Source organism: Paenibacillus sp. JJ-223 (assembly GCF_927798175.1).
GTDB lineage: Bacteria > Bacillota > Bacilli > Paenibacillales > Paenibacillaceae > Paenibacillus > Paenibacillus hubeiensis.
The window spans coordinates 299,533-325,452 of the sequence record NZ_CAKMMP010000005.1 but is presented as its reverse complement, the minus strand read 5'-3'; the positions used below and the strand labels follow the sequence as shown (position 1 = coordinate 325,452).

General features: G+C 52.2%; 22 protein-coding genes. All 22 read left to right on the top strand.

Features of this window, described 5'->3' with window-relative positions; all coding sequences use genetic code 11:
* Positions 1-170 precede the first annotated feature (170 nt).
* Positions 171-2,246 (top strand): hypothetical protein, encoded by a 2,076-nt coding sequence (locus L6H98_RS11890; RefSeq protein ID WP_236415296.1) that lies wholly within the window; start codon positions 171-173, stop codon positions 2,244-2,246.
* The gene (locus L6H98_RS11885) at positions 2,247-2,948 is read left to right on the top strand and encodes a LysM peptidoglycan-binding domain-containing protein (RefSeq protein ID WP_236415294.1); all 702 of its coding nucleotides are present in this window, start codon (positions 2,247-2,249) and stop codon (positions 2,946-2,948) included. It abuts the gene before it with no gap.
* A 16-nt stretch (positions 2,949-2,964) separates the two neighbouring features.
* On the top strand, positions 2,965-3,936 hold the full coding sequence (locus L6H98_RS11880; protein ID WP_236415292.1) for a hypothetical protein: 972 nt from the start codon (positions 2,965-2,967) through the stop codon (positions 3,934-3,936).
* Between the two features lie 5 nt (positions 3,937-3,941).
* The gene (locus tag L6H98_RS11875; protein WP_236415290.1) at positions 3,942-4,196 is read left to right on the top strand and encodes a DUF2577 family protein; all 255 of its coding nucleotides are present in this window, start codon (positions 3,942-3,944) and stop codon (positions 4,194-4,196) included.
* The gene (locus L6H98_RS11870) at positions 4,193-4,609 is read left to right on the top strand and encodes a DUF2634 domain-containing protein (RefSeq protein WP_236415288.1); all 417 of its coding nucleotides are present in this window, start codon (positions 4,193-4,195) and stop codon (positions 4,607-4,609) included. The genes L6H98_RS11875 and L6H98_RS11870 overlap by 4 nt, the downstream gene beginning before the upstream one ends.
* Entirely contained in the window at positions 4,602-5,660 is a 1,059-nt protein-coding gene (locus tag L6H98_RS11865; RefSeq protein WP_236415286.1) for a baseplate J/gp47 family protein, read from the top strand. Before L6H98_RS11870 ends, L6H98_RS11865 begins: the two co-directional genes overlap by 8 nt.
* Positions 5,657-6,202, top strand: coding sequence for a putative phage tail protein (locus tag L6H98_RS11860; RefSeq protein ID WP_236415284.1), 546 nt, complete (start codon positions 5,657-5,659; stop codon positions 6,200-6,202). The genes L6H98_RS11865 and L6H98_RS11860 overlap by 4 nt, the downstream gene beginning before the upstream one ends.
* A 1-nt stretch (position 6,203) precedes the next feature.
* Positions 6,204-8,843, top strand: a complete 2,640-nt coding sequence (locus L6H98_RS11855) for a hypothetical protein (protein ID WP_236415282.1) — start codon at positions 6,204-6,206, stop codon at positions 8,841-8,843.
* A 12-nt stretch (positions 8,844-8,855) separates the two neighbouring features.
* On the top strand, positions 8,856-9,374 hold the full coding sequence (locus L6H98_RS11850) for a hypothetical protein (protein ID WP_236415280.1): 519 nt from the start codon (positions 8,856-8,858) through the stop codon (positions 9,372-9,374).
* Entirely contained in the window at positions 9,367-9,510 is a 144-nt protein-coding gene (locus L6H98_RS11845; protein WP_236415278.1) for an XkdX family protein, read from the top strand. Before L6H98_RS11850 ends, L6H98_RS11845 begins: the two co-directional genes overlap by 8 nt.
* 183 nt (positions 9,511-9,693) lie before the next feature.
* On the top strand, positions 9,694-10,638 hold the full coding sequence (locus L6H98_RS11840) for a glycoside hydrolase family 25 protein (protein WP_236415277.1): 945 nt from the start codon (positions 9,694-9,696) through the stop codon (positions 10,636-10,638).
* A 767-nt stretch (positions 10,639-11,405) separates the two neighbouring features.
* Positions 11,406-13,058 (top strand): ABC transporter substrate-binding protein, encoded by a 1,653-nt coding sequence (locus L6H98_RS11835; RefSeq protein ID WP_236415276.1) that lies wholly within the window; start codon positions 11,406-11,408, stop codon positions 13,056-13,058.
* A 387-nt stretch (positions 13,059-13,445) separates the two neighbouring features.
* Positions 13,446-14,450 carry an ABC transporter permease gene (locus L6H98_RS11830; RefSeq protein WP_236415275.1) on the top strand — a complete coding sequence of 335 codons (1,005 nt, stop codon included), beginning with the start codon at positions 13,446-13,448 and terminating at the stop codon, positions 14,448-14,450.
* 24 nt (positions 14,451-14,474) lie between these two features.
* Positions 14,475-15,371, top strand: a complete 897-nt coding sequence (gene nikC / locus L6H98_RS11825) for a nickel transporter permease (RefSeq protein ID WP_236415274.1) — start codon at positions 14,475-14,477, stop codon at positions 15,369-15,371.
* A gap of 656 nt (positions 15,372-16,027) precedes the next feature.
* Positions 16,028-17,908: a molecular chaperone HtpG gene (gene htpG / locus L6H98_RS11820; RefSeq protein ID WP_236415273.1), complete on the top strand. Its 1,881-nt coding sequence runs from the start codon at positions 16,028-16,030 to the stop codon at positions 17,906-17,908.
* A gap of 292 nt (positions 17,909-18,200) precedes the next feature.
* Positions 18,201-18,749, top strand: a complete 549-nt coding sequence (locus tag L6H98_RS11815) for a MarR family transcriptional regulator (protein ID WP_236415272.1) — start codon at positions 18,201-18,203, stop codon at positions 18,747-18,749.
* 23 nt (positions 18,750-18,772) lie between these two features.
* Complete coding sequence (locus tag L6H98_RS11810) at positions 18,773-20,239, top strand: aryl-sulfate sulfotransferase (RefSeq protein WP_236415271.1); 1,467 nt, start codon at positions 18,773-18,775, stop codon at positions 20,237-20,239.
* A 34-nt stretch (positions 20,240-20,273) separates the two neighbouring features.
* The gene (locus tag L6H98_RS11805) at positions 20,274-21,299 is read left to right on the top strand and encodes an ABC transporter substrate-binding protein (RefSeq protein WP_236415269.1); all 1,026 of its coding nucleotides are present in this window, start codon (positions 20,274-20,276) and stop codon (positions 21,297-21,299) included.
* Positions 21,300-21,328: 29 nt separating this feature from the next.
* On the top strand, positions 21,329-22,105 hold the full coding sequence (locus L6H98_RS11800; RefSeq protein WP_236415267.1) for an ABC transporter ATP-binding protein: 777 nt from the start codon (positions 21,329-21,331) through the stop codon (positions 22,103-22,105).
* Between the two features lie 13 nt (positions 22,106-22,118).
* Positions 22,119-22,895 (top strand): ABC transporter permease, encoded by a 777-nt coding sequence (locus L6H98_RS11795; RefSeq protein ID WP_236415265.1) that lies wholly within the window; start codon positions 22,119-22,121, stop codon positions 22,893-22,895.
* 288 nt (positions 22,896-23,183) lie between these two features.
* On the top strand, positions 23,184-24,599 hold the full coding sequence (gene dgt / locus L6H98_RS11790; protein WP_236415263.1) for a dGTP triphosphohydrolase: 1,416 nt from the start codon (positions 23,184-23,186) through the stop codon (positions 24,597-24,599).
* Between the two features lie 193 nt (positions 24,600-24,792).
* Positions 24,793-25,821, top strand: a complete 1,029-nt coding sequence (locus tag L6H98_RS11785; RefSeq protein WP_236415402.1) for an MsnO8 family LLM class oxidoreductase — start codon at positions 24,793-24,795, stop codon at positions 25,819-25,821.
* Positions 25,822-25,920 lie beyond the last annotated feature (99 nt).

Below are 25,920 nucleotides of genomic sequence, written 5' to 3'. Positions count from 1 at the left end.
CCTATTACGCCCTCCATGAACTGAAGATTCTCCCTCATGAGCTGATGGCGCTCGCTCCAAGGGAGCAGGCGGCCATCTATGCCATGATCTCTGTTCGGGTAGAGGAGGAGAAGAAAGAACGCGCCCGTAGCCGTACCCGCAAGAAATAACAGGGAAAGGAGGAGAAGAAGATGTCTGATACAAGAATAGACGTGATCAACCCTCCGTCAATAAACAATTTGATCAATAATTTGAATCTGGTACAAGTAAAAACGACTGAAATCCTTAATAATTTCAACCAGATCAATCGGATTAATCTCAATCAATTCAACCAGACCAATATATCCAATCATTTTAATCAAGTGAACCAACAGTTGAATGTAACGATTAACCTGATGGACAAACTGGACGACGCCGCTGATGATGCGGGGAAATCTCTAAGTGACAACCTCAGCCAATTATCCAAATGGCTTCAAATGGTGAAGTCCGTCGGGAGCGTTGTGCTAAAAGCTGCTGCTGAGGAAGAAGATTGGAAGTATCGTTACATGATTGCAGCGGAAGATCCGGATCTTGGAAAGGGTGCTTATCATAAGGTTCGGGATCAAGCATTTAAAGGCGGACAAAATGTGAACGATTCGCTTCAGTCTTCACTAGGTTTCCTACCCCTGGTACAAAATATGGGCCAGATTGAACAACTGAATGAGTTGTCCAAACGTCTAAGCGTGCTGTCTCCGGATGGGAAAAGCCTGACAGATGCTTCATCTGCATTAGTCAGTGCTATGAATGGAGACAATTCGAATTTGGCATCTGATTTTAATGTTTCCGAGGGTGCACTTGACAATGCTGGTTTGGAAGGATTCATCGAGACCAAGGATTTGGATGGTTTTATACAGAAAATGCAGACGGTGCTTGAGATGCAGGGGTATACCAAGGAGGCATTCGATACGATGCTCGATTCGCCGCTTCAGAAATGGACGGGGATCGTGAATCAATTTAATGCTGTATTAGCCGAATTGGGAACGAAAGCATTAGAAGTTTTATCACCTGTATTGGATCAATTAAGTGAAGCATTTAGCTCGGGGCAATTCAGTAGTTTTACGGAGTGGATTGGCACAGCCTTTGCCATGATTGCACAGGTCATCGCTTTCATCGTGCAGGGGGTTATCGCTTTTGCCACCGTCGTTCAGGAAAACTGGGATTTGATTGCGCCGATATTAACGGCTATTGCCCTTGTATTGCTTGCAAACATCATCATTCAGTTGAGTGTTGTCATCGTGCAGGTACTGGCACTTGCCGGTGCTTGGTTACTATTAAACTGGCCAATCTTATTGGTTATTGCGGCAATTGCTGCAGTGATAGCGATACTGAATTTATGCGGTGTTTCAGGCACGCAGATCGTCGGATCAATCATTTCTGTATTTCTGATGTTGTTCGAAAATATTCGAGTGAAAATTGCTATGTTGTGGAATCTATTCGCTTCTTTGGCTGAGTTCCTCATCAATTTATTTATTGATCCGGTATATGCCATCAAGAAACTATTCTATGATCTTGGAATGTTCGTGCTTCAAACCTTGTACAACGTAATGGTAGGAATCGAAAGTTTCCTGGGCAAGGCTGTGGGTGCTATTGGCAAAGTTGCTTCATTCATTAATGACACGTTCGGCACCAATCTTGACGTCGTTTCTGAAGCCGATATTAATATCGGAAGCAAAAAGGTAAAGGAATGGATGAATACATTAGAATCCATGGCTCCGGAAAGCGATAAAGACGTTGTATCTTTGTTCAGGATGGATAGTGAATTCGATCCGAATGCTGGAGATAAAGGGCAGCAGCTGGCTGAGGATTTCTTTTCCAAATTTTCTGTCGACGATACCGTTTCAGATGGTGGTTTTCCTGGTAATTTTGGCGATGGTTTCAAACCAGAGACCCCTACAATGCCAACCGTACCATTAGCACCACCAGCCCCATCCGTGCCGACCATGCAAATGCCCAACAACACAAGCAACATCAACAAAATCAACAATGTCGGCAAGGTCGATCAGATCGGGGACGTGTCGGGCACGGTGGACGTGACGAGCGAGGACCTGAAGCTGATGCGCGAGTTGGCTGAAATGCAGGCTATTCAACGTTTCGTCAGCCTTACGCCGACCGTGCAAGTGACGACGGGGGATATCAACAGCGGCCACGACATCGACAGCATCATTACGAAAATCACCGATGGCCTGAACAGCCAAATCGTCTCCAGCGCACAGGGGGTATACGGATAAATGGACTATTACATTCAGCTCAGCTACAACAACCGCGCGGAATATATGTACTTTCCGGTCAACCCGGAGACGATCGAGTTTGCGGATGCGCTGGATGGCAGCACGCATGACGTGACCGGAATCGGGGAGATCAATGTCATCAAATCGCCTCGTTTGAGGGAAGTGAGCTTTAGCGGTATTTTTCCGGCCGATTACAGTCCTTACCACATTTATTACGATGCCAGACATTCTTCTATTAAAGAGCAATACTACGACGATCCCTATGAATACGTGAAAAAAATCATTCGCTGGATGCAGACGGGCAAACGAGCCAGATTGTTTTACTCAAGCGCCCGCTACACGATCAACATGCCCGTGTCCATCGAGAGCTTTGACTGGAAGGAAACGGCCGGGCAGGTCGGCGACATTCAATACGATATCAAGCTGAAGGAATACAAGTTTTATTTGCCCAAAAAGGTGGAGCTCGTCAAGAAGAATGACGCGAAACAGGCATCTGCCGCCAAAACGAAGGATGAAACGACGCGCTCGGACGAAAAGGTGCAGCCGAAAACGGTGACGCTCAAAGCCGGCGATTCGTTATGGTCCATAGCCAAAGCCCATCTGGGAGATGGTGCGCGCTGGAAAGAACTACAGAAGCTGAACGGCATCCAAGATGCTCAGATCAAACGCCTCCCGATTGGGCTTGTACTCAAGCTGCCTTGAAAGGAGGGAAACGAAAATGAAACACCAGCTGCTGCTGGATAACAAGCAGGGACAGGTATGGGACATTACCGGGATCGTGACGGACATTACGCACAAAACGTCGCGCATCGGCAAGCCCGCGTCGCTGGAATTTACGCTGATCCGGAGAAAGCATAACCCCGGCGCCTCATTTACTTATGAAAACGGTTATGTTGTAAGGTATGTATCCGGTGATATCGGCGTTTTCTATGGGTACATTTTCTCGATAGACAGCGGCAAGGATGAGACGGTCTCCATTAAAGCATACGATCAGACGCGGTATTTGACGGCGAACCAAACGTATCAGTTCCTGAACGCAACCGCAGCGGACGTGATCCGCCGGATTGCGACGGATTTTCAGTTGAAAATGGGGGACCTTGGAAAACCGGAGTACGTCATTCCGCGCATGCTTTTCGACAATAAAAAGCTGATCGACATGATCTGCGAAGCGCTGGACCGTACTCTCATTTACAGCGGTAAAAACTATATTTTCTACGACGATTTCGGCCAATTGGTGCTCCGTGAATCGGAGCAGATGCCCTACGGCTTCGTGATCGGGGATGGGAGCCTGCTCACCGATTATTCGCATTCCCGCTCCATCGACGACGAAACGTACAATAAAATCAAGCTTTACCGGGACAACAAGGCGACGGGCAAACGGGAGACCTATGTCGCGCAGAATTCAAGCAGCATCCAGCAATGGGGGCTGCTTTTTCTATATCAGAAGCTGGATGACGACCTGAACGAAGGGCAGATCAACGAGATGCTGAACACGTTAATGACCTTGCGCAATCGGGAAACCCAGAAGCTGAAGGTGGATGCGCTGGGCGACTTTCGGGTGAGGGCAGGGACGTACGTCAATATTCAGATCGAAGATTTGCAGATTAATCAATATTTTCTGGTGGATGAATGCACTCATAAGGTGGAGGGCGGGATGCATACCATGTCGCTGGATTTGAAGGTGGTGTAAACGCAATGCTGGATGTCATCAAAAAGGCGGCGGTGGCCGCCGTGGATGCGCGTGTTCCCGTACAGGTCATGTACGGAACCGTGACGAAAACCGGACCGCTTGAAATCACGGTGGAACAGCGGCTCGTTTTGGAGGAACCGTTTCTCGTGCTGCCCGAATCGATCGTGAATAAATCATGGCAAACGGGAGATCAGGCAATTCTGCTGCGCGTACAGGGCGGAGACAGCTTTGTGGTGCTGGATCGGCTGGTGAAAGCATGATTCCGCAAGGGGCACGGATAACGGAGTCGAAGGACGATGTGGCGCGGACTGCTGCGCCCAGCAAAACCTATGAGCTGGATCTGGCAGGAGGCCGAATCGGGAGATTGGGCACGGATGGCCGGGAGGCGGTCAAGCAAGCCATCCATAAGGCTTTATCTACCCGCCGTTATGAATACCTGATCTATTCATCCGATTACGGCATGGAATGGTCACCCGAGGGACTTGCCGGTCGTTCCATGGTGGAATCGGAGCTGGAACGTTGGATTCGGGAGGCGCTGATGCCGGATGACCGGATCATGGAGGTAGGGGATTTTCGATTCCGCCATGAGGGGGATCAGGTGACGGTTTCTTTTACCGCCCAAACGGACTTCGGCAGCTTGACGGAGGAACTGGAGGTGAACGTGAATGTATGAGCAACAAACGTATGAAACGATTTTGAACCGCATGCTGGACCGCGTACCTGAGGGCATCGATAAAAGGGAGGGCAGCATCATTTATGATGCGTTGGCCCCTGCCGCCGTAGAAATGGCGCAGATGTATATCGAGCTGGACGTGAACGCAAATTTGAAATTTGCGGATACGGCTACCGGTGAATATCTGGATCGGGCAGTGGCTTGGTCAGGCATCTCACGTAAACGTGCGACACCGGCACGGTGGGTTGCTTCTTTCAAGAACAGCCGGAATCAGCCGGTGGATGTGGAAATGGAATCCCGGTTTTCCATGGGAACGCGCGTGTATGTGGCCGTGGAGCGGCTAACGGCGGGGCAAGTTGTGCTGGAGTGCGAAACGGCCGGCGCGATGGGCAATGAATACAAAGGAACGCTGCTTCCGATCGATTATATTCCGGATCTGGCCGCTGCGGAAATGGTGCGTCTGCTGGTGCCCGGTGAAGACGAAGAGACGGATCAGTCGCTATATGACCGTTATCAGGACAAGGTATCTCGCCCGGTAACGAGTGCGAACCGCTATCAATATGAGCTGTGGGCGCGAGAAATTGCGGGTGTGGGCAAAGCCCGGGCATTTCCGCTCTGGGATGGTCCCGGAACCGTGAAGGTTGCATTGCTGGGCAATGACATGCGCCGTCCTGCCGAATCGGTGATCGAAGAGGTTCAGACCTATATCGATCCAACCCAAGATGGCATGGGGGAAGGTGCAGCGCCGATCGGCCCTGTCGTTATGGTGGTTGGCGCAGAAGAGATTCCGATCGATGTCGAGGTCAAAGTGACGCTTGCTGCCGGATCTACGCTGGAGGGGATCAAGACCTTGATTCAGGAAGGCGTAACGGCGTATTTGAAAGGGTTGGCCTTCGATGATCCGCTGGTGCGCTGGACCCGAATCGCCAACGTCATCATGGACATTCCGCCCGTGATCGACTACAGTGATTTGCTTATTAACGGAGGGACCAGCAATGTGGACATTGCGCAGGATGCGGTGGCCGTGCTCGGCACGGTGAAGGTATCATGAGCCGCAAGCCTGACTTGATGACATACCTGCCCCCGCTGTATGAGCAGGTGCTGGAGATGAAGCTGCTTGCCCAGACTGAGGGCGAGGAATTGGGGCAGCTGCTGGGTGGCGTGGACAGCGTGCTGGATCAGTTTTATCCCGAGTCGGCGACGTGGGCGCTCGCGAGATATGAGCAGGACTTGCATATCCCGGTCAATCCGTTAAAGCCCGCGGACCAGCGCCGGTCGGTCATTATTTCGAAGATGCGCGGCAGCGGCAAAGTGTCCGGTTCGATGCTGCGCAATGTGGCGCAGGCGTATGAGAGCGGCGGCATCGAGGTATCCGTTTTGCCAGGGGAGTATGCGATCCTGATTCGCTTCGTGGATACATATGGCTTGCCGCCTAATCTGGATGATTTGAAGGCGGCCATTGAAGAGATCAAACCGGCACACATGAGCGTGGAATTCCATCTGCGCTATTTGACGATTGCCGAAGTCGAAAGCATGACGCTGAGCGAGATCGAACAGACTCGGCAGGATAAATTCATGGGAGGTGGCGCTTGAAATGAGTGAGCCGAAAACACCGAATCTTGCGTTGAATCAGATCGACCGTTCTTCTCCGGCAACGACGTATTTCGATCTGGACCGATATCTGGATCAGAACTGGGGCAAGGTGGACGATTTTGCAGGCGAGATCAAGGAGCAAGTGGATGAAGTAACAACTAAGGCGGAGGGTCTAAAAGAACGTCTGGATACGGAGCAGCGCAAATCGGTTACGCTGAAGCCAGGGCTTCAGGTGATTGAAGCAGAGCGGGCGTCGGCTTTTAGGCTGGAAGGGCTGAAAGGCCGGACGTTGGTGAATTTGTTGGGGCGTGCAGGGAACGGTGAAAAGTTGCCCGAATTGCCTAGTATTGCGTCTACATTAGCAATTGACTCTACAACGAGTGATTTAGGGGGGACATCGTTTAAGGCAACAGCATCGGGGACAGCCTCGGTGGAGCATTACACAGAAATGGCGGTATTAGATGTAACACCTGGCGCTTGTTATGTGCTAGTGGCTGTGATTAAGCCAAACGACAAAGCTAATGGGCGCATGATGGTTTACGGGGCGTTAAATGATGCCCCGAACGATTTTTTTCCAGTTTCAAATCTGGCAGTCGCTACTAACCAATATACTCCCGTATTCTTGAGATTTAACCCTACAACCGCACCAAAGGCAGTTGTCAGACTACAAATCCTTAATTCCGGGGGAGATGCTATTTACAAGCAAGACGGACAATCCGTTAATTGCGACTCTATTCGGGTTTATCAAATCAGCCCTGCCGAATACAATGCGTTGGGGAGTATGACGGCGGAACAGGTAGCGGCCAAGTATCCTTACACGGAGTACATCGCAGGGGTTACGAATCCGTATGTCATCCGGTATGGAACTAATCTGTTGCCGCCATTTTATGAATGGGGCGGGATCAGTTCCTTTAAGGCAAGCAAACCTTATGAGATCAGCATAACCGTCGCCTCTGGTGTCTCCAGTAATACGACGACTGCTTATGCACAGCCGACAGTACCGGGTACTGTTTACACGTTCACTTGTGAACGGAGCGGGGCAGGCATGTTGGGTTTCGACTTTCTGAATGCCACAAAGGATAAAGTTCTCTTGTCCACTGGATTTATCGACGCGGATACCGCAACACTAACAGCGCCAGAAGGGGCTGCATATATGCGAGCGTGGGCAGTCGCACCCCCTACAGCCGGGACATATACATTTACAAACCCAATGCTTAATATCGGTAGTGAACCCTTACCATTCATGCCAGACCAAGATTCAATGCTGGCGTTCCAAACGGAACTACACGCCAATCCAACCACCGGAGCCAACCCGGATACAGTGTTCGAGAGGGATGGACAGTATTTTAAGCTAACGAAATGGAAAAAGATTGTTCTGGATGGAAAATTAATAAGCGATCGCGTAAGTAGTGGTACTGGTTACAAGATTGTGTGCTACAAAGGGTTTGAGCCTGCAGCGAATTATGATGCCCTATTTGTTACTAAGTACAATGGGGCAGTCCTGAGCAAAAATGGAAATATGGACACTTCAGATAATGCATTCTTCCCATCGGCCGACCTTTCTGAGTTTTGGGTATCTATTTCCAGCGCGGACAGCGGATGGGGAGACTTGTATACACCTACAGTCGATGAGATTAAAGCATATTTCATGGGTTGGAGAATGGCGAATAATGGCGATTGGAGTCCTTATAACGGTACAGGGAACAAGGTCTGGAAAAACATTTTGAGATATCAAGATCTAGGGGGAGAGACGGTAGATGTCTTACCAACTGCTAATGTGCCAAACTGGACGCCATATCAACTCCTGTACCAGCTTACAACGCCCACTGTCGAACCGATCACGTCAGAAAGTCAATTGACGTTGATTGAAGGCAAGACTCAGGTGGAAGTAGGAACGGGAATTGTGCTGCGGGAGAGCGTTAAACCTTACGCCAATTCAAGTATCGGTCAAGCCGGTATTAATGCTCCGAGTTCGCCAAACTATCCAGGATCAGGACTAAAAACTAAGGTGAGTAAACTCCTGAAAGTATACAGGGACGGGAGAGTTGACAATGGTTGGTCCTTTAAATCTGGCGCGGGTATTACTGGTGGTGGGTTAGAGTATGCGGATATTGGGCTTTCTCAATACGATCCATCCGCAGCCTACAGCGTCACATACCTGATGCTGGACAAATATCCGGCTGTGGACTTTTCAGGAACCTATGCCGAGAACGAAAAGGCCCTGCTGCTGGATGCAGTCAGGACGTTGCAAGATAACACCACACGGATTTCGGTCCTTGAGAGCAAAAAAGCAGAAAAGGACAGTCCTACATGGATTACGCCGACATTGCTTAACGGATGGGTTCCATACAGCACTGACGGAATATACCCAGCAGCTAGATTTTTAAAGGACTCTATGGGATTTGTCCATTTTGATGGGTTGATCAAAGATGGTGTTGTGGGAACCAATTCTCCTGTTTTCAGGTTGCCGACAGGATTCAGACCTAAGATGTCCATTACTTGTGTAACAGTATCTTACGATGGTGGTAGCGAGGAAGTGCCGTCCCGTATTCGTATTCATCCTAGCGGAGATGTCTTTTGTGTCGCAGGCAGTAATCTTTATTTCTCGCTGGTTATCCCACCATTCCCAGCAGAACAATAAAGGAGGGATCACATGAAAGCCGTACCTAAAGTAAATACAGACGGACTCTATATCGAGGACGTGTTGGTGGACGATGCCTTTTTCGGTGTCGTCCCTTTTTATGCTGGATCTGAACGAGCCGAGTTGAATCCGAAAACCAATCTGCCTGAAACCATGGAAGCCGAAGAAGGACAGAACCCGGAGATTGCCGGGTATATCGTTGGCATACCGGTACCTGCTGGCCTTTTCCGGCCACGCTTTGACCTAGCAGCTTGGGAAGCATACCAGGAAGCATTGAAAGAAAGACCGCAGGAACAGCTTCCTGACCTTTGGGCTGAGGGGCTAAGCCAGGAAGAGATTGACGTACTGACCAAGACACAGCCTATGGAACCTTCCGAAATGGACAAGATCGGGGAGCAGCTGGTTCAACGCGAACTGGAGGCATTGGAATTGAAACAACAAAACGAAGCTTTGGGCGCACAAATCGTAGGTCTGGAATTGCGAGTATTATCCATGGAAATACAACCGAAGGGAGACGGGGCAAATGTTTAATTCCGATTTCGAAAGACTCCAATACTACTATGAGAAAAAGTGGGCAAAAGAACAACAACTCAAGCAGTATGTTTCCTTTGGCGTTATTTCGAGTGACCAATATGAGCAGATTACAGGAAAAAAGTACGAGATATGAGTATTTCTATGAGTGTTTCTCGGACATATTTTAAGAATATAGTACCTAAACCATAGAACTTACTGGTTCCCTGCACCATAACCCAACATACCCCAAACCGGGACATGCATACAAGCCAACCTATCGCTATACGCATCAACTATAGTACAAACGGCGATATGCCGCATAAAGGAAGTGAGACACATGCAGACGAGAAGCTCGGGCAACGCGCAGGGCATTGACGTATCCCGGTACCAAGGCAGCATCGATTGGGCCAAAGTGAAGGCAAGCGGCATGACGTTTGTGTTCATCAAGGCGACCGAGGGGCAGACGTACACCGATCCGAACTTCCAGACCAACGTGAAAGGCGCGCTGGCGGCGGGCATGCTGGTCGGAACGTATCACTTTTTCCGGGCCACATCGACTGACGGAGCCAAAGCCGAAGCTGCGCATTATGCCAATACATTGCAAAAAGTGGGCGGAGCCCAGACGCTGCAGCTGCCGCCCGTCATGGACTATGAGAACAACCCCGGCAATCTGAGCAAAGCCCGGATCAACGCGGTAGCCAAAGTCTTTCTGACCGAATTGGAGCGCCTCACCGGGCGCAAACCGATCATTTATACAGGCAATTCCTTTGCCGGCAATTTCGATGTCTCGCTCGGAGCGTACGATCTATGGATCGCGCGTTACAGCACGTCCCGTGTGCCGGACGGCCAACCGGCGTGGAAGCGCTGGACATTCTGGCAGTACACGGACTCGGGCAAAGTAGACGGCATTAGCGGCAACGTGGACATGAACGAGTTCGAGGGATCGGCCGCAGAGCTGCGGGCGAGATATGCTCCGGCAACCGTGCCGATACCAACCCCGACACCGTCCAATCCGAATCCGCCATCCAATGCAAGCGAACCGCCGAAAGGAGATGAACCGATGACAGCCGAGGAAAAAGCAGCGTTTGATGCGCTCAAAGCACAGGTAGACCGCCTCCAGGCACGTCAGCAGATGGAGGTTCCGTCATGGGCGAAAGCAGCCGTGGATGCTGCACTGGCGTATGACACGAAGAACCCGCTGTTCAGCATCGAAAATGGGGCGAGCTATGATTTTTATCGTTTCATTACGGTGATGCACCGTCGGGGTTTGTTCAAAAAATAACGCGGCATGCACGCTGAACACAGTTCCAAATGCCAGCGGAAAGACGTCTCTCCACCAATGGAGCAGGCGTCTTTTAGTTTTTACAAAAAGGTGAAACGGCGTATTCCAAATCCAACTCCAAATCCAACTCCAATTCCAATTGCCAGCTCTCCCAAACTCGCAATGGAAACTGTCCAAAAGTTATACCATTTTCGCATTTTGTGTAAGGGATGTTGACATAACGCATAAAGTTGAGGACGAATATCTGCAAATCTCTTGTCTAAATGATCAATGTAATGTAAAGTAAAGTACACCAAATGGTTTTATCCCCTACAATGTTTTACACAAACCCTCTTACCATGACATCACCTTAACATTGCAAAGTTATTGGAATGTCGTCCCGTTGGACATGTTCACACCTCAGCGATCACGCAGCCATTTCGTACGTTCCGTTTATACACACCAATTCACTTGAACACTTCCATTTCCCAGTTTGATACTATCGCTGTATCTAATGGGCAATTCGTTTTCCCTTTAGGACAAGCTATCTTCAACCCCACAAAATCGCTCTTGCAGACAGGATCGTTTATGTTCTGATCTTCTGTTAACCACCACTATGCTGTTACTAATTGACCTTTGTTCAATTTTTTACAACCTTATCGTTCATGGTGCCACTCCATTTAGCGGTATCACAGGCATTCAAAGCCTATAAAGATACATATCGATTTCATGCCTTTGGTCTATGCGGCAGCGCGCAAAATTTTGAGACGGGAAAGGGTGTTGGTTGTATGAGGAGCAGAAAAAAATGGTTATCCGGCTTGATGATGCTGGCGTTAAGTACGGTGGTCGTTTTGTCGGGATGTACCGGGGGAGAGAGCGGACAGAACAAGCCTGCACCTGCGGAAGGCAGCGACCCGCCGACGGAAACGGCTGCTCAGGATACGCTGATCATGGGACGCGGCGGAGATTCCGTGTCGCTGGACCCGTCAATCGTGACGGATGGGGAATCGCTGAAGATCGGGCACCAGGTGTTCGATTCATTGCTCGATTACACGGAGGGCGGCACGGAAGTCGTTCCGGGGTTGGCGGAGAGCTGGGAAATTTCCGAGAACGGCTTGACGTATACGTTCAAGCTGAAGTCCGGCGTGAAGTTCCATGACGGCACCGATTTTAATGCCGAAGCGGTTGTATTCAACTTCAATCGTTGGGGCGATCCGAACAGCGAGTTCAAATTCGAGGGCGATTCCTTCGACTACTACGATTCGATGTTCGGCCCGCCGGAAGGAAGGGTGATCAAGGAAGTGAAGGCAATCGACGAAACGACGGTCGAATTCACTTTGAACCAGCCGCAGGCGCCATTCCTGCAAAATATCGCGATGACGCCGTTTGGCATTGCCAGTCCGGCCGCGGTGCAGGAGAAAAAGGAAAACTTCAAGAACGAGCCGGTGGGCACGGGACCGTTCGTCTTTGTGGAGTGGAAGCGGAACGATTCCATCACTTTGGACAAAAATCCAAACTACTGGAAAGAAGGCCTGCCGAAGCTGAACAAGGTGATCGTGCGTTCCATCCCGGACAACACGGCCCGATTCAACGCCTTGCAGAACGGCGAGATCGACGTCATGGAAGACCTGAACCCGGACGATCTGTCGATTCTGGAATCCAACGCCGAGCTGCAAAAAATCGAGCGTCCGCCATTCAACGTGGCCTATCTCGGCTTTAATTTCAAGAAAAAACCGTTCGATAACGTGCTGGTACGCCAAGCGCTCAACCATGCGGTGAACAAGCAGGCCCTCATCGATGCCTTCTTTGCCGGACAGGCGCAGCCTGCCGTGAACCCGATGCCGCCGACGCTGTGGGGATATAACGACGCCATAGAGGATTATCCGTACGACCTGGAAAAAGCGAAAGCGTTGCTGGCGGAAGCGGGCTATCCGGACGGTTTGCCTGATCCGATCACGTTCTATGCGATGCCGGTATCCCGGCCGTACATGCCGGATGGGCGCAAGGTGGCCGAAGCGATCCAGGCGGATTTCGAAAAAATCGGCGTGACCGCCAACATCGAATCCCCGGAATGGGCGACGTATCTGGATGATGCGAAGGCTGGCGAGAAGGACGACATTTACATGCTCGGCTGGACGGGCGACAATGGTGACCCGGACAACTTCCTGTACACCTTGCTGGACAAGGATGCGATCCCCGGCAACAACCGCAGTTTTTACGTGAACGAGGATTTGCACAAGCTGCTGACCGACGCTCAGAAAGAGACGGACCAAGAGAAACGGGCCGAGCTTTACAAACAGGCGCAGGTCATCATTAAAGAAGACGCGCCGTGGATTCCGCTGGTGCACACGACGCCGATTCTCGCAGGCAAAGCTAACCTGAAGGGCTTTACGCCTTCGCCGCTGGGCAGCGAATCCTATGCCAATGCCTATTTTGAATAACAAGTTTCGCAGCTATATAGGTTGAACTAGATAAATACACAAATACGGAAGGGTCAGAAAGAATCTGGAGAAGCGGAGCGTTCTAAAAGCTATCTGAAGGAAAGCTGCATCGGAAGCATAGGCTTATCACCGGATTTTCCTCTTTGGAGAAGAAAATCAGTAAATCTGGGGATAACAGCGATCGGAAGATGGTACTGCACTCGTAGTGGCCTGTGTGATTGATTAGTGCTGTTTATATAGCTAGCGCATAACCGAATCATTCCAAGAGCGCAGGCGGGCCTGCCATGCTTACCAGAACCGACACCCGGAACCGACTTCTCAAGCCATGTAGGCCCGACGGGCGCTTTGAAATCCAATCAGCCACAAAGCAAAGGCGGTGAATGAGGATTGAGCAGTTACATCGTCAAACGCGTACTTGTACTGCTGCCCGTGCTGCTCGGCATGAGCATTATCGTGTTTTCCATAATTCATGCGATCCCCGGCGATCCGGCTGAAACCATCCTGGGGCAAAAAGCGACCGAACAGTCCAAACAGGCGCTCCGCGAGCAGCTCGGACTGGACAAGCCCTGGCTTCAACAGTATTTCGCCTATCTTGGCGACCTGTTACAAGGCGACCTCGGCACATCCATCCGCACCAAGGTACCCATTGCCCAGGAAATTATGCCATATCTGACGGCCACGCTGGAGCTGACGATGGCAAGCATGCTGTTTGCAGTTATCATTGGGGTCAACGCCGGGATTATCAGCGCATGGAAGCACAACTCCTGGTTTGATTACTGCTGCATGGTCATTGCTTTGGTCGGGGTTTCGATGCCGATCTTTTGGCTGGGATTGATGGAACAATGGCTGTTCGCCAACCAATTGCAATGGCTGCCTTCCATCGGCCGTATGAACCCGCGCGATCCGGTGGATGCGGTGACAGGCCTGTACGTGCTCGATACGATGATCGCCGGGCGCTGGGACCAGCTGTGGACGGTCACCAAACATTTGATTCTGCCAAGCATCGCGCTGGGTACGATTCCGATGGCGGTCATCGCGCGTATGACGCGCTCCAGCATGCTGGAGGTGATGAGCTCGGATTATATCCGGACGGCCAAAGCCAAAGGGCTCGGTCCTTTTTTCGTCGTATACGGGCATGCGCTCAAAAATGCGTTCATTCCGGTGCTGACGGTTATCGGCATTCAGACGGGCTCGCTTCTGGGCGGCGCGGTGCTGACAGAAACGATCTTTGCCTGGCCGGGCGTCGGCCGTTATATATATGAAGCAATCAGTTCAAGGGATTATCCGGTCATTCAGAGCGGCATCTTGATCATTGCGTTCTTTTTTGTCGTCATCAACCTGATCGTGGATCTGCTGTACGCCGTCTTCGATCCGCGCATCAACTACAAATGAAGCTGAACCGAAAGGAGATGCCGCATGGCCAAATTATCGACGAATACCGGGCATGCATTTGAGGTGGCAAACGTGCCGAAATCCGGTCCATGGCGGGATGCCTGGCGAACGTTTCGCCGAAATCGGCTTGCGCTGGCGGGAATGGTCATTATTACGGTTTTTATTGTGCTGGCATTTCTGGCCCCGGTGATCGCGCCCTACGATTATAAGGAACAGGTGCTGGCAGACCGGTTGCAGTCGCCTTCGGCCGGGCATTGGTTCGGGACGGACGATCTCGGGCGCGACATCTTTTCGCGGGTGCTGTATGGAGCGCGCATATCGCTGTGGGTCGGATTTTTTTCGGTCATCGGTTCGATCGTTGCGGGGGCACTGCTGGGATTAATCGCGGGATTTTACGGCAAATGGGCCGACATGGTCATCTCACGCCTGTTCGATATTTTGCTGGCTTTTCCGGGCATTCTGCTGGCGATTGCGATTGTAGCCATTCTCGGACCTTCCTTGCAAAACGCTTTGCTTGCCATCGCCATCGTCAATGTGCCGACATATGGGCGATTGGTGCGCTCCCGTGTCCTCAGCCTGCGGCAGGAGGAGTTTATCACGTCCGCGCGAACGCTGGGGGCCGGCAATAGCCGGATTTTGTTCCGGCATATCCTGCCGAACAGCCTGACGCCCCTGATCGTGCAGGGCACGCTGGGCATCGGCACAGCCATTATCGAAGCCGCCGCGCTCGGCTTCCTGGGCATGGGCGCCCAGCCGCCCGACCCCGAGTGGGGCAAAATGCTGTCCGACTCGCGCCAATTCATCCAAAAGGCGCCGTGGACGCTCATTTTTCCCGGCTTGTCCATCATGCTGACGGTGCTGGGCTTCAACCTGCTGGGAGACGGCCTGCGCGACACGCTCGATCCCAAAATGGTGAAGTAGGTATCGTGAGAGTTGGGCTGGTGATGTCGTTTGAAGTGGTGGTAAACAGCAGCGAAGTTTGTTGTATCGGCAGCGGTGGACCGTGTGAGTGAGTGGTGTGCTTCATATAGAGAAGGTTGCATTAAAAAACAATGCCGGGAACGGACGGATAAGGGGTGGTCGCATTGGAGACCAGCCCTTTTGGCGCGTGATGGGCAGCCGGCGAAATTTAACGAACATTAAACGTCTTATTAGGGCCAAAAGGCACACTCCCACACGCTAACGAACCTCAGTATCGTTATTCGGGGTGCCAAGGCACCAAACGATCGATTTTCGGCCGATTAAGGTGTCTCAGGTTCGTTACAGTTTGCAAGCGCTTGATTTCTCTATAATAGGGTGTTTAATGTTCGTTAGAATTTAAGGTAGCCTGGAGGGTTGCAGAAAGGGAGAGCGTTTTTCGCCCATCAATCCGCACGCCACCCACCTTTTCGTCTAAAAACCACTCGCCAGGTTGACACCCAAATTTCCCATATGTTATATAAAAGAAAGGGATTAGCACTCCAATGTAACGAGTGCTAACAGTTAATCGTTGCCATCGTTGCATGAACTGCGATACGATGGGCCAGGGCATAGTCCCAAGCCAACCATTTCCTATTCTGAAAGGAGACCCATTCTTCATGACCAAGAAACAGTTTCAGGCGGAATCCAAACGTTTGCTGGATATGATGATCAACTCCATTTACACTCAGCGCGAAATTTTCCTGAGAGAATTGATCTCCAACGCCAGTGACGCGATTGACAAAATATATTACAAAGCCCTCACTGACGATCAACTCGTCTTCAACAAAGAGGACTATTACATTAAGCTTACCATCGACAAGGACAACCGCACGCTGACCATTACGGATACAGGCATCGGGATGACCGAGGAAGAGCTGGAAAACAACCTCGGCGTTATCGCGAAGAGCGGCTCCCTGGCGTTCAAAAAAGAGAACGAAGCGAAAGACGGCCACAACATTATTGGCCAATTCGGCGTAGGTTTCTATTCTGCGTTCATGGTGGCGGATAAGCTCACCGTCACGAGTAAAGCGCTGGGCAGCGACCAGGCGTGGAGATGGGAATCCGAAGGCGCGGACGGATACACGATCTCGCCGGCCGAGAAAGATTCCGTCGGCACGGAAATCGTGCTGACCATCAAAGCGAACACCGAAGAAGACTCCTACGACGAGTTTCTGGAAGAGTATCGCCTGAGATCGATCATCAAGAAGTACTCCGACTTCATCCGTTATCCGATCAAAATGGACATTACCAGTTCCCGTCCGAAGGAAGGCGCGGAGAACGAGTTCGAGGAGTATACTGAAGAACAGACGATCAACAGCATGGTGCCGATCTGGCGCAAAAACAAAAGCGAGTTGACTGAAGAAGACTACAACAACTTTTACATGGAGAAGCGTTACGGCTTCGACAAACCGCTGAAACACGTACATATCAGCGCAGACGGCGCGGTGGTGTACAACGCGATTCTGTTCATTCCCGAGCATACGCCGTTCGACTATTACACCAAGGAGTACGAAAAAGGGCTGGAGCTCTACTCCAACGGCGTGCTGATCATGGACAAATGCGGCGACTTGCTGCCGGACTACTTCGGCTTTGTGAAAGGCATGGTCGATTCCGAGGACCTGTCCCTGAACATCTCCCGCGAAATGCTGCAGCATGACCGCCAGCTCAGCCTGATTGCGAAAAACATCAAAAACAAAATCAAGAGCCAGCTGCTCAGCATGCTCAAGGACGAGCGCGAGAAATACGAGAAGTTCTACGAGGCATTCGGCCGCCAGTTGAAGTACGGCGTATACAGCGACTACGGCACGCACAAGGACGTGCTGCAGGATTTGCTAATGTTCACGTCTTCCAAAGAAAAGAAATTGGTGAGCCTGGACGAGTACGTCTCCAGAATGCCGGAAGACCAGAAGTACATCTACTACGCAACTGGCGAATCCGTGGAGCGCATCGAGAAGCTGCCGCAGATCGAAGGCGTGCTGGATAAAGGATACGAAGTCCTGTACTTCACCGACGACATCGACGAGTTCGCGATCAAGATGATCATGAGCTACAAGGAAAAAGAATTCAAATCCGTGTCCAGCGGCGACCTGGGCATCGAAGACGCGGCGGACGAGAACGAGAAGGACGCTTCCGAGAACGACAACAAAGAGCTCTTCGAAGCGATGCAGGCCCAACTGGCAGGCAAGGTCAAATCCGTTAAAGCCTCCAAACGGCTGAAAAGCCATCCGGTATGCTTGTCCGCCGAAGGCGACCTGTCCATCGAGATGGAGAAAGTGCTGAAAGCCATGCCGAACAGCCAGGACGTGCAGGCCGATAAAGTGCTTGAAATCAACGTGAACCATGACGTGTTCAAATCGTTGAAGGAAGCCTTCGCGCAGGATCAGGACAAATTGAAGCTGTACACCAGCTTGCTTTACAATCAAGCTTTGCTGATCGAAGGTTTGCCGATCCAGGATCCGGTAGAGTTCACCAACGATATTTGCAAAGTGATGGTATAATGTCACGAGCGGAAGCGGCAGGACGAGGATGTCCTGCCGTTTTTGCGTTTAATGATGTGCAGCCAACATGAAATATTTTGTTTTAAAACACACTTGACAGGTAGGGATAAGGGGTTTATAGTTATCTCAAACCTTCAACACTAATTAAATGAACAGTGAAATAATGTTGAGCTCATTGGACCGCCAAAGGCTCCTGTATACCAACCCGATTAGGGGTGGTATGCCGGATGCCTTTTTTTATTGCCCAAAACCGACCAGAGAGGCCGAATTTATGGAAAGGCAGGCAAATTGAATGGAAAAAGAGACTTGGGAACAGCTGACGCGGGCGGATGACCTGTTCCGCAAAATGGTGCGCAGATTCGTGAAGGAACGGGACCGCGTCAGCGTGGAGGGCGTGACATTGCCTGCCATGCTGGTCCTGCAAAAGATCATTCGCGACGGTGAGCAGCGGCTTGGCGATCTGGCCGAACAGATGGATTTCACCTCTGGCGCGATCACTGCGCTCAGCGACAAACTGGAAGCGGCTGGGTATACGGTGCGCCGCCGCAAGGAGGACGACCGCCGTACGGTACTGCTGGACATCACCGCCAAAGGGCGGGAGATGGTGGCGCGCAACAACAACATCGGTGACCGATGTATCACGCTTCTGTTTCAAGGATTCACGGCAGAGGAGCTGGAGCAGCAGAGCCGTTTCTACGAACGGATTTTTGCCAATCTGGAGGGGTTCTCCGAAACGCTGCTGGGGCTGGCCGAACAGAATGCGGCAGTTCCGGTGCCTGTGGATCAGGAACAGAAGCAGAAGCCGGCACGAAGCAATGACCAAAATTATTTGAGTTATTAACCAACATATAAGGAGCGATCACTATGGGACATTCAACGATTTATCCGACAGGAGCAACGGTGTATCAGCCGGAGAAGGCTTGGAGCGGTTATACGATTTTTCAAGCCGGGGACGAGGGCGTTGTTTTGATCGACATGAACGGCAGGGAAGTGCGTCTGTGGAAAGGCTTGATCGGTTTTCCGGCCAAATTGTTCCCGGGCGGTTACGTGCTCGGCAGCACCGGGCGCCGAGATCCGAAGTTCGGCATTCAGGATAACCTTGACCTGGTGCAGGTGGATTGGGACGGCAACATCGTTTGGAAATACGATGGCTACGAACATATCGAGGACCCTGGATACGAGCCGCTCTGGTATGCAAGACAGCATCATGACTACCAACGGGAAGGCAATCCGGTCGGGTACTATGCTCCGGGATTGGTACCGAAGGTGGGCAGCGGCACCACGCTGATCTTGTCCCACAAAAACGTGAACAATCCGAAAATTTCCGATAAACCGCTGCTCGATGACACGATCCTCGAAGTGGATTGGCAGGGAAATATCATCTGGGAATGGGCTGCGAACGAGCATTTCGAAGAGCTGGGCTTCGATGAAGCTGCTCGCAACGTATTGTTCCGTGATCCGAATACCCGTTCGTTCGGCAATCTGGGAGGAGGCGTAGGCGACTGGCTGCACATCAACTCCGCATCTTATGTCGGCCCGAACCGCTTCTATGATGCCGGGGACGAACGTTTCCATCCGGACAATATCATTTGGGATGCGCGCGAAGCGAACATTATCGCGATCACCGACAAACGAACAGGAAAGATCGTCTGGCAGCTTGGGCCGGACTACTCCCTTCCCGAAGTGAAGCATATCGGGTGGATCATCGGCCAGCATCATGCCCATATCATCCCAAGAGGCCTGCCGGGCGAAGGCAACCTGCTTGTGTTCGACAACGGCGGCTGGGCCGGATATGGCCTGCCGAATCCCGCTTCCCCATATGGACTGAAGTCGGCGGTGCGCGATCATTCCCGGGTGCTGGAGATCGATCCGGTCACGCTGGAGATCGTGTGGCAGTATACCCCGGCGGAAGCGGGATTTTCGGTGCCGACCGATTCCTATAAATTTTATAGCCCATATATCAGCTCGGCCCAACGGCTCGCCAATGGCAATACGCTCATTACCGAAGGTTCGAACGGACGACTGTTTGAGGTGACGCGCGAGCACGAGCTGGTGTGGGAATACATTTCGCCGTATTGGAACACGCGCAACACCAACATGGTGTATCGTTCTTACCGGGTTCCTTATAACTGGGTGCCACAGCTGGACAAACCGGAGGAAGCGGCGATCGAACCGATCCGCGTAGAGGATTATCGCGTCCCTGGAGCCGCGCCCAGAGGAGCGGAATCGGTCGTGAACGTTGCGGCTACGCTGCCATTTGTCGAGGAAGCCGCCTGCGTAGCTACTTCGGACGACGTCAAATCCGACGAAGACGGGCAGGCAAACGAATAGGCAATCATTCCAATAGACGAAGAGGTGGGTCCTCGTGAAAAAAACATTCATTCATACATCCATGCTGCTCCTTGTAACGGCAATGCTGGTGCTGTCCGGTTGCGCGCCGGGAGAAAAGGCTGAAGCCCAAACAGGCGGTGCTGAAACCGGCGGGGCCAAGGTGAAAATCCGGATTGCCGATACGGCAAGCAACCCGACGTTTCGCGTCGGTATCGCCAAAGGATTCTTTGCAGAGCAAGGCATTGACGCTGAGAGCATTACGTTCGGCACACCTGCTGAAGGTGTCAACGCCTTGTTCATCAACCAGGTCGATATTGCATACGGCGCGGACTTTCCCGTATTAAACGCCATATCCAAGGGTGACTACTCCATCATCGCCTCGGCCGGGCAGGCAACGGATCAGGCGGCCGCGGCCTGGAAGCTGTACGTGAACAACGACATCCAATCTGCCGCCGATCTGAAAGGCAAAAAGCTGAGTTTTTTGAGGGGCACGTTCATTCCGTATCTATGGGATGAATATTTGAAGGATAACGGCGTGGCGGTTCAGGATGCCACGCAGGTGGGGCAGGGCTCTTTTGACGAAGCATACATTGCGTTGAAGCAAGGCGATTTGGATGCGTCCTGGGTCATCGGTTCGGCGCTGACCGACAAATTCGATGCACTGGACAACGTGCACCAACTGACGGATATGTCGCAAACGTCGGTGCGGCTGGGCATGGGGCTTGTGGCGAGCGATGCATTCATCGAATCGAACCCTGAAGCGATTAGCGGTTTCCTGAAGGCGCTCAGCCAAGCTTCGGAATATGCGCAGGCCCATCCGGATGAAGTGGCCGATTTGCTGTACAAGGAAACCAAGCAGCCGAAGGAAGCAACGCTGAAAGATCTGCCGATCAATCCGTGGGAGGTCGGTTTCACGCAAGCGGCCTATGACAGCCTGGCTGGCCAGAAGCAATACATGGTCGATAACGGCATCATTCAACAGGATTTCGATCTCGGAAGCAAATTGAATCTGGAACCGCTGCGCAGGGCGCTGCCGGACCAGGTCACTTACGGAAAATAGATGAATCGTATATGAAGGAGGGCTTGCACATGTCAACATCGGCGACGGTATCGGCCATTGAGATCGAGCAGCTTCGCAAAAGCTACAACGACGTGGCGGCAGGGGATGTCCATTTTATTATTAAAGACGTGAACCTGGTCATTCGGGGAGGAGAGTTCTTTGTCCTGCTTGGACCGAGCGGCTGCGGCAAATCGACGCTGCTTAACATGATCGCAGGGTTTGTTTCGAAATCGGGCGGACAGCTGAAGGTCAATGCACGGGAGGTCGTCAAACCGGGCAAAGACCGGGCCATGGTGTTCCAGCAGGCGGATTCCTCGCTGTTCCCATGGTTGACCGTCAGGGAGAACGTGGAATTCGGCCTGCGCATGGCACATGTGCCCAAGGGAGATCGCCGGGCGATATCGGATCGGTTCATTGCGATGGTTGGCCTGAGCGGCCACGAAACGAAATTTCCGAGAGAGCTGTCCGGCGGCATGAAACAGCGCGTGCAGCTTGCCCGGGTGCTGGCAAACGATCCGGCCATCCTGTTGATGGATGAACCGTTCGGCGCGCTCGACGCGATGACGCGCCGGACGATGCAGAAGGAACTGGTCAACATTTGGCGGGAGACGAACAAGACGGTTATTTTCGTTACCCATGACATTCAGGAAGCGCTGCTGCTCGGCGATCGGATCGGCATTATGTCTGTGGGGCCATCCTCCAACATTACGGATATCTATGACGTGAATTTGCCTTATCCGCGCAATATCGCCTCCGAGGAATTCGGGGCGCTCTATGAGCGGATCGGCAGCCATTTTGGGGAATAGGAGGAAGGATGCCATGAAATGGTTGGAACGCAAATGGGTGACGGTCCCGATATTGTGGTTGGTTGTGCTCGGCATCTGGCAGACGGGGGCGTTGATCTACGGACCGGACGTCATTCCCGGACCGTGGGCCACTGTGCTGGGCGCCAAGGAATTGATTGCCGACGGCACGTTGGTGCATTACATTGCCATCAGTTTTCAACGCGTGCTGATCGGATGGGTTCTCGGCAGTCTGATTGCCATTCCGATCGGACTGCTCATCGGCCAGGTGCACGTCATTCGCGTGTTCGCAGAGCCGTTCCTGAACTTTATCCGCTTTATTCCGCCGATCGCGTTTATTACGTTGTTCCTGGTCTGGTTCGGCATTGGCGAGCAGTCGAAGATCGCGCTGATCATGTATGCGACCTTTTTTATCGTCATTCTTAATACGTTAACCGGCGTGCTTGCCGTGGAGGAAGACAAAATCCGATCCGCCCGCAGCATGGGCGCTAGTGAGTGGCAGATTTTGCTGCATGTGGTAGTACCGGCCACAACGCCATATATTTTTACCGGAGTAAGGCTCGCCATGGGGACTTCTTACATGGCCATCATCGGGGCGGAGATGATTGCTTCTAATGAAGGTGTCGGTTATCTGATCTGGAATTCGCGTCTCTTTTTCCGCACGGACTGGATCTTCGTTGGTTTGATCTGCCTGGGCTTTATGGGGTTTGCCACCGACAGGCTGTTCAACTGGTTTGGACGCAGAGCCCTCCGCAGATACGGCGTCGTCAGTTCGCCGGCATGGAAAAGGTAAGCTCCTCCGAGTTTGGCACAAATGATCACATGGGCGACTCGCAGACGACACGGTTTGCGGATCGCTTTTTTTTGTGCATTGGCTGTAATCAACGTACCATGGCATGAGTTGTTTGTACGATGGAAGGTGCACGCATGATAGACTGACAGGGTATAATGGAAGGAGATGAGTGTATTTCACAAAATGATGTGAGAAGAGATGACAATCTCAGATAGGTTTTGCTTTTCGAAACCGCTGATGTTGTGTATAATCACTCAAAATAGAGACAGTCGGCTAGGAGTGATCAACATGCAATGGAACGATCTGAGAGAACATAGACAGTATCCCGAGCTTGCGAAACAGGATGGTGCCCGAGCGGCGTATGAACGGGACTATTCCCGCTTGATCCATTCGCCTACCTTTCGCCGTTTGCAGGGTAAATCGCAGGTGTTTGGCGCAGGAACGGGCGATTATTACCGGACGCGCCTGACCCATTCGCTGGAAGTGGCGCAGATTGCGCGCGAAGCGGCCCGCAGCCTGTTGCGTCGGTATCCCGAGGTGGATCTGGGACAGGCGGACAGCCCCGGCCTGATCATCGATTCGGAAGTGGTGGAATGTGCGGCGATCGCGCATGATTTCGGACATCCTCCGTTTGGGCATAAAGGGGAGGAAGTGCTGGATGGCATTTTGGATGATCTCATCAACGCCGAGGTCAAACGAATCATGAAGAAAAGCCGTGGCGCCAAATCGCCGCAGCAGGAGCCGGAAATCCGGGCCGAGCTAAAACGCAAGTATGAGCATTTCGAGGGAAATGCACACAATTTCCGGCTGATCATGTTTTTGGAGAAGCGCGAAGATATCGACGGGCTGAACCTGTCCGACGCGGTGCTGCTCGGCATCAACAAGTACCCGTACCCGGGCACGGAAAGCAAGAAGGGCATGTATCACCATGAATGGCAGTACATCCGCGAGGTGCGGAACCGCTGGGATATCCCGGCAGGCAAAAAAACGCTGGAAGCGCAGCTCATGGACTTGTGCGACGACATCGCGTACTCTGCGCATGATTTGGAAGACGGCATCAAGGCCGGCAAAATCGAGGTGCATGAGCACTTTTTGCAAGATCCGCACATCAAAAAGCTGATCGTGGACAAAATTACGACGCTGGAGGATTCGTTCTGGAGCGGCTGGACCCGCGAAGCGATTGCGCAAAAAGTAGATGAGGTGCTGGTGACGTTCCTGCGCGTCTGGAATGAGAAAATGCCTTTCTGCGAGCATGATTATTCGCGCACCCGCCGCGAGGTCAAGGCGTATTGGGTCAGTCTCTTCGTGGGCAGCCTGGGCGTCATCGATGACGGGGATTGGAAGAAAGTAACCTTCGTGCGCGAAGGGACCGAGGATCTCGACATGCTGCGCACGGTGAGTGTGCTGAAAAGCTTTGCCTGGGTAACGATGATTCGCGACCTGCGGGTACAACGGCTGCAGAAACGCAGCGAATGGATGATTAAGCGGCTGTGGGATGCGTTCCTTGATCCCGAAACGTCGAAATCGATCATTCCTTCCGATTGGCTGCAGCGCTATGAGAAGGATCAGGCCAAGGCACAGCCGATCTGGACTTGGGAGCATATGGTGATCGATTACATCGCGGGCATGACGGATGCCTTTGCCGAGAAAATATATAATGAATTGTACGGACTGAAAGTGGGCTCCATTTACGATCTGGACTAATCTGCTGCCAACAGCATGGGGCGGTTGTATGCTGCGAGTGAATTGCACAAATGCGAATCAGTTTGGAATTAATTGCGCAAATGCGAATATGGTTGAACTCGTTGCATAAATGCGAATGTGCTTGAGATCGTTGCACAAATGCGAATGCTAATGTGTTTAAAGTTTAGTATGGGAGGGAGGGAACGATTTGACTATAGACAGATCTGTGGGGGCAGAAAGAAGTACTGGTGCGAGCGTTCGCGAGAAGGCTCGTCTCGGCGTGCTTGACCTGGTGCCGAGGCTGGGCGGAGCGTCGGCAGAAGAGGCGCTGCGCCAGGCCGTCATGTTGGCGCAGCATGCCGAAGCATGGGGGTATTCGCGGTATTGGACGTCGGAGCACCACGATATGGAGGAGCTGGCCTCGGCATCGCCGGAGGTGCTGCTCGCCCATGTCGGGGCGCTGACCAAGAGCATCCGCCTTGGTTCCGGGGCGGTGCTGCTGCCGCATTACAGCCCGCTGAAGGTCGCCGAATCGTTTCGGCTGCTGTCTGCGCTTTACCCTGGACGCGTCGAGCTTGGCCTCGGCCGGGCCCCTGGCGGAGGTCCTCATGCGGCGATGGCGCTAAGCGGCAATTATTTGCAGCACGTATCAAAGCTTCCGGAATCGTTAACCGCCCTGACCCAGCTGCTCGAGGACCGTTATGCTTACGAGGAGCATCCCGTACGGGCAAGACCGATTCCGGGCAAATCGCCATCCTTGTGGATGCTGGGCACGAATATGAAGAGTGCCGAATATGCGGCGCGTTTCGGCATGGGTTACGCCTTTGGCCAATTCATGAGCGATACGGACGGCCTGGAGGCGGTTCGTCGTTATCGGGATGGATTCATCCCTAGTGCCGACCGGACAGAGCCAGAGGTCATGGTTGCCGTTAGCGTGCTGTGTGCCGAGACGGAACAAGAGGCGCTCGATTGGAGCATGGAGATGGAGCGGAAACGTCAATCCCGCGGAGCCGATTCGAAAGCAGTCCCTTCGGCTGATGAAGCTCCCCCTTCCGGAGGACAAGGCCCGAAACGGCATTATGCCGGTACGGCGGATCAGGTATGGACGGAGCTGAAAGGGCTCGCAAGCCGGTTGGGAACCCATCAGCTGCTTGCCGTCACGGGCGGGCCGGATTATGAACGCAGACTGTCTTCCTACCGATTGTTGGCTGAATGCGTGTTTGCTCATTCATGCAAGGCTTAACGATCCATTTTCAGGCAACCGGATTGCCGATTTGTGATACTATTAGAGGAGCTGCAGGACGCGATTTCCCGTGTGCTGCAGCTCTTTAACATGCAGGCA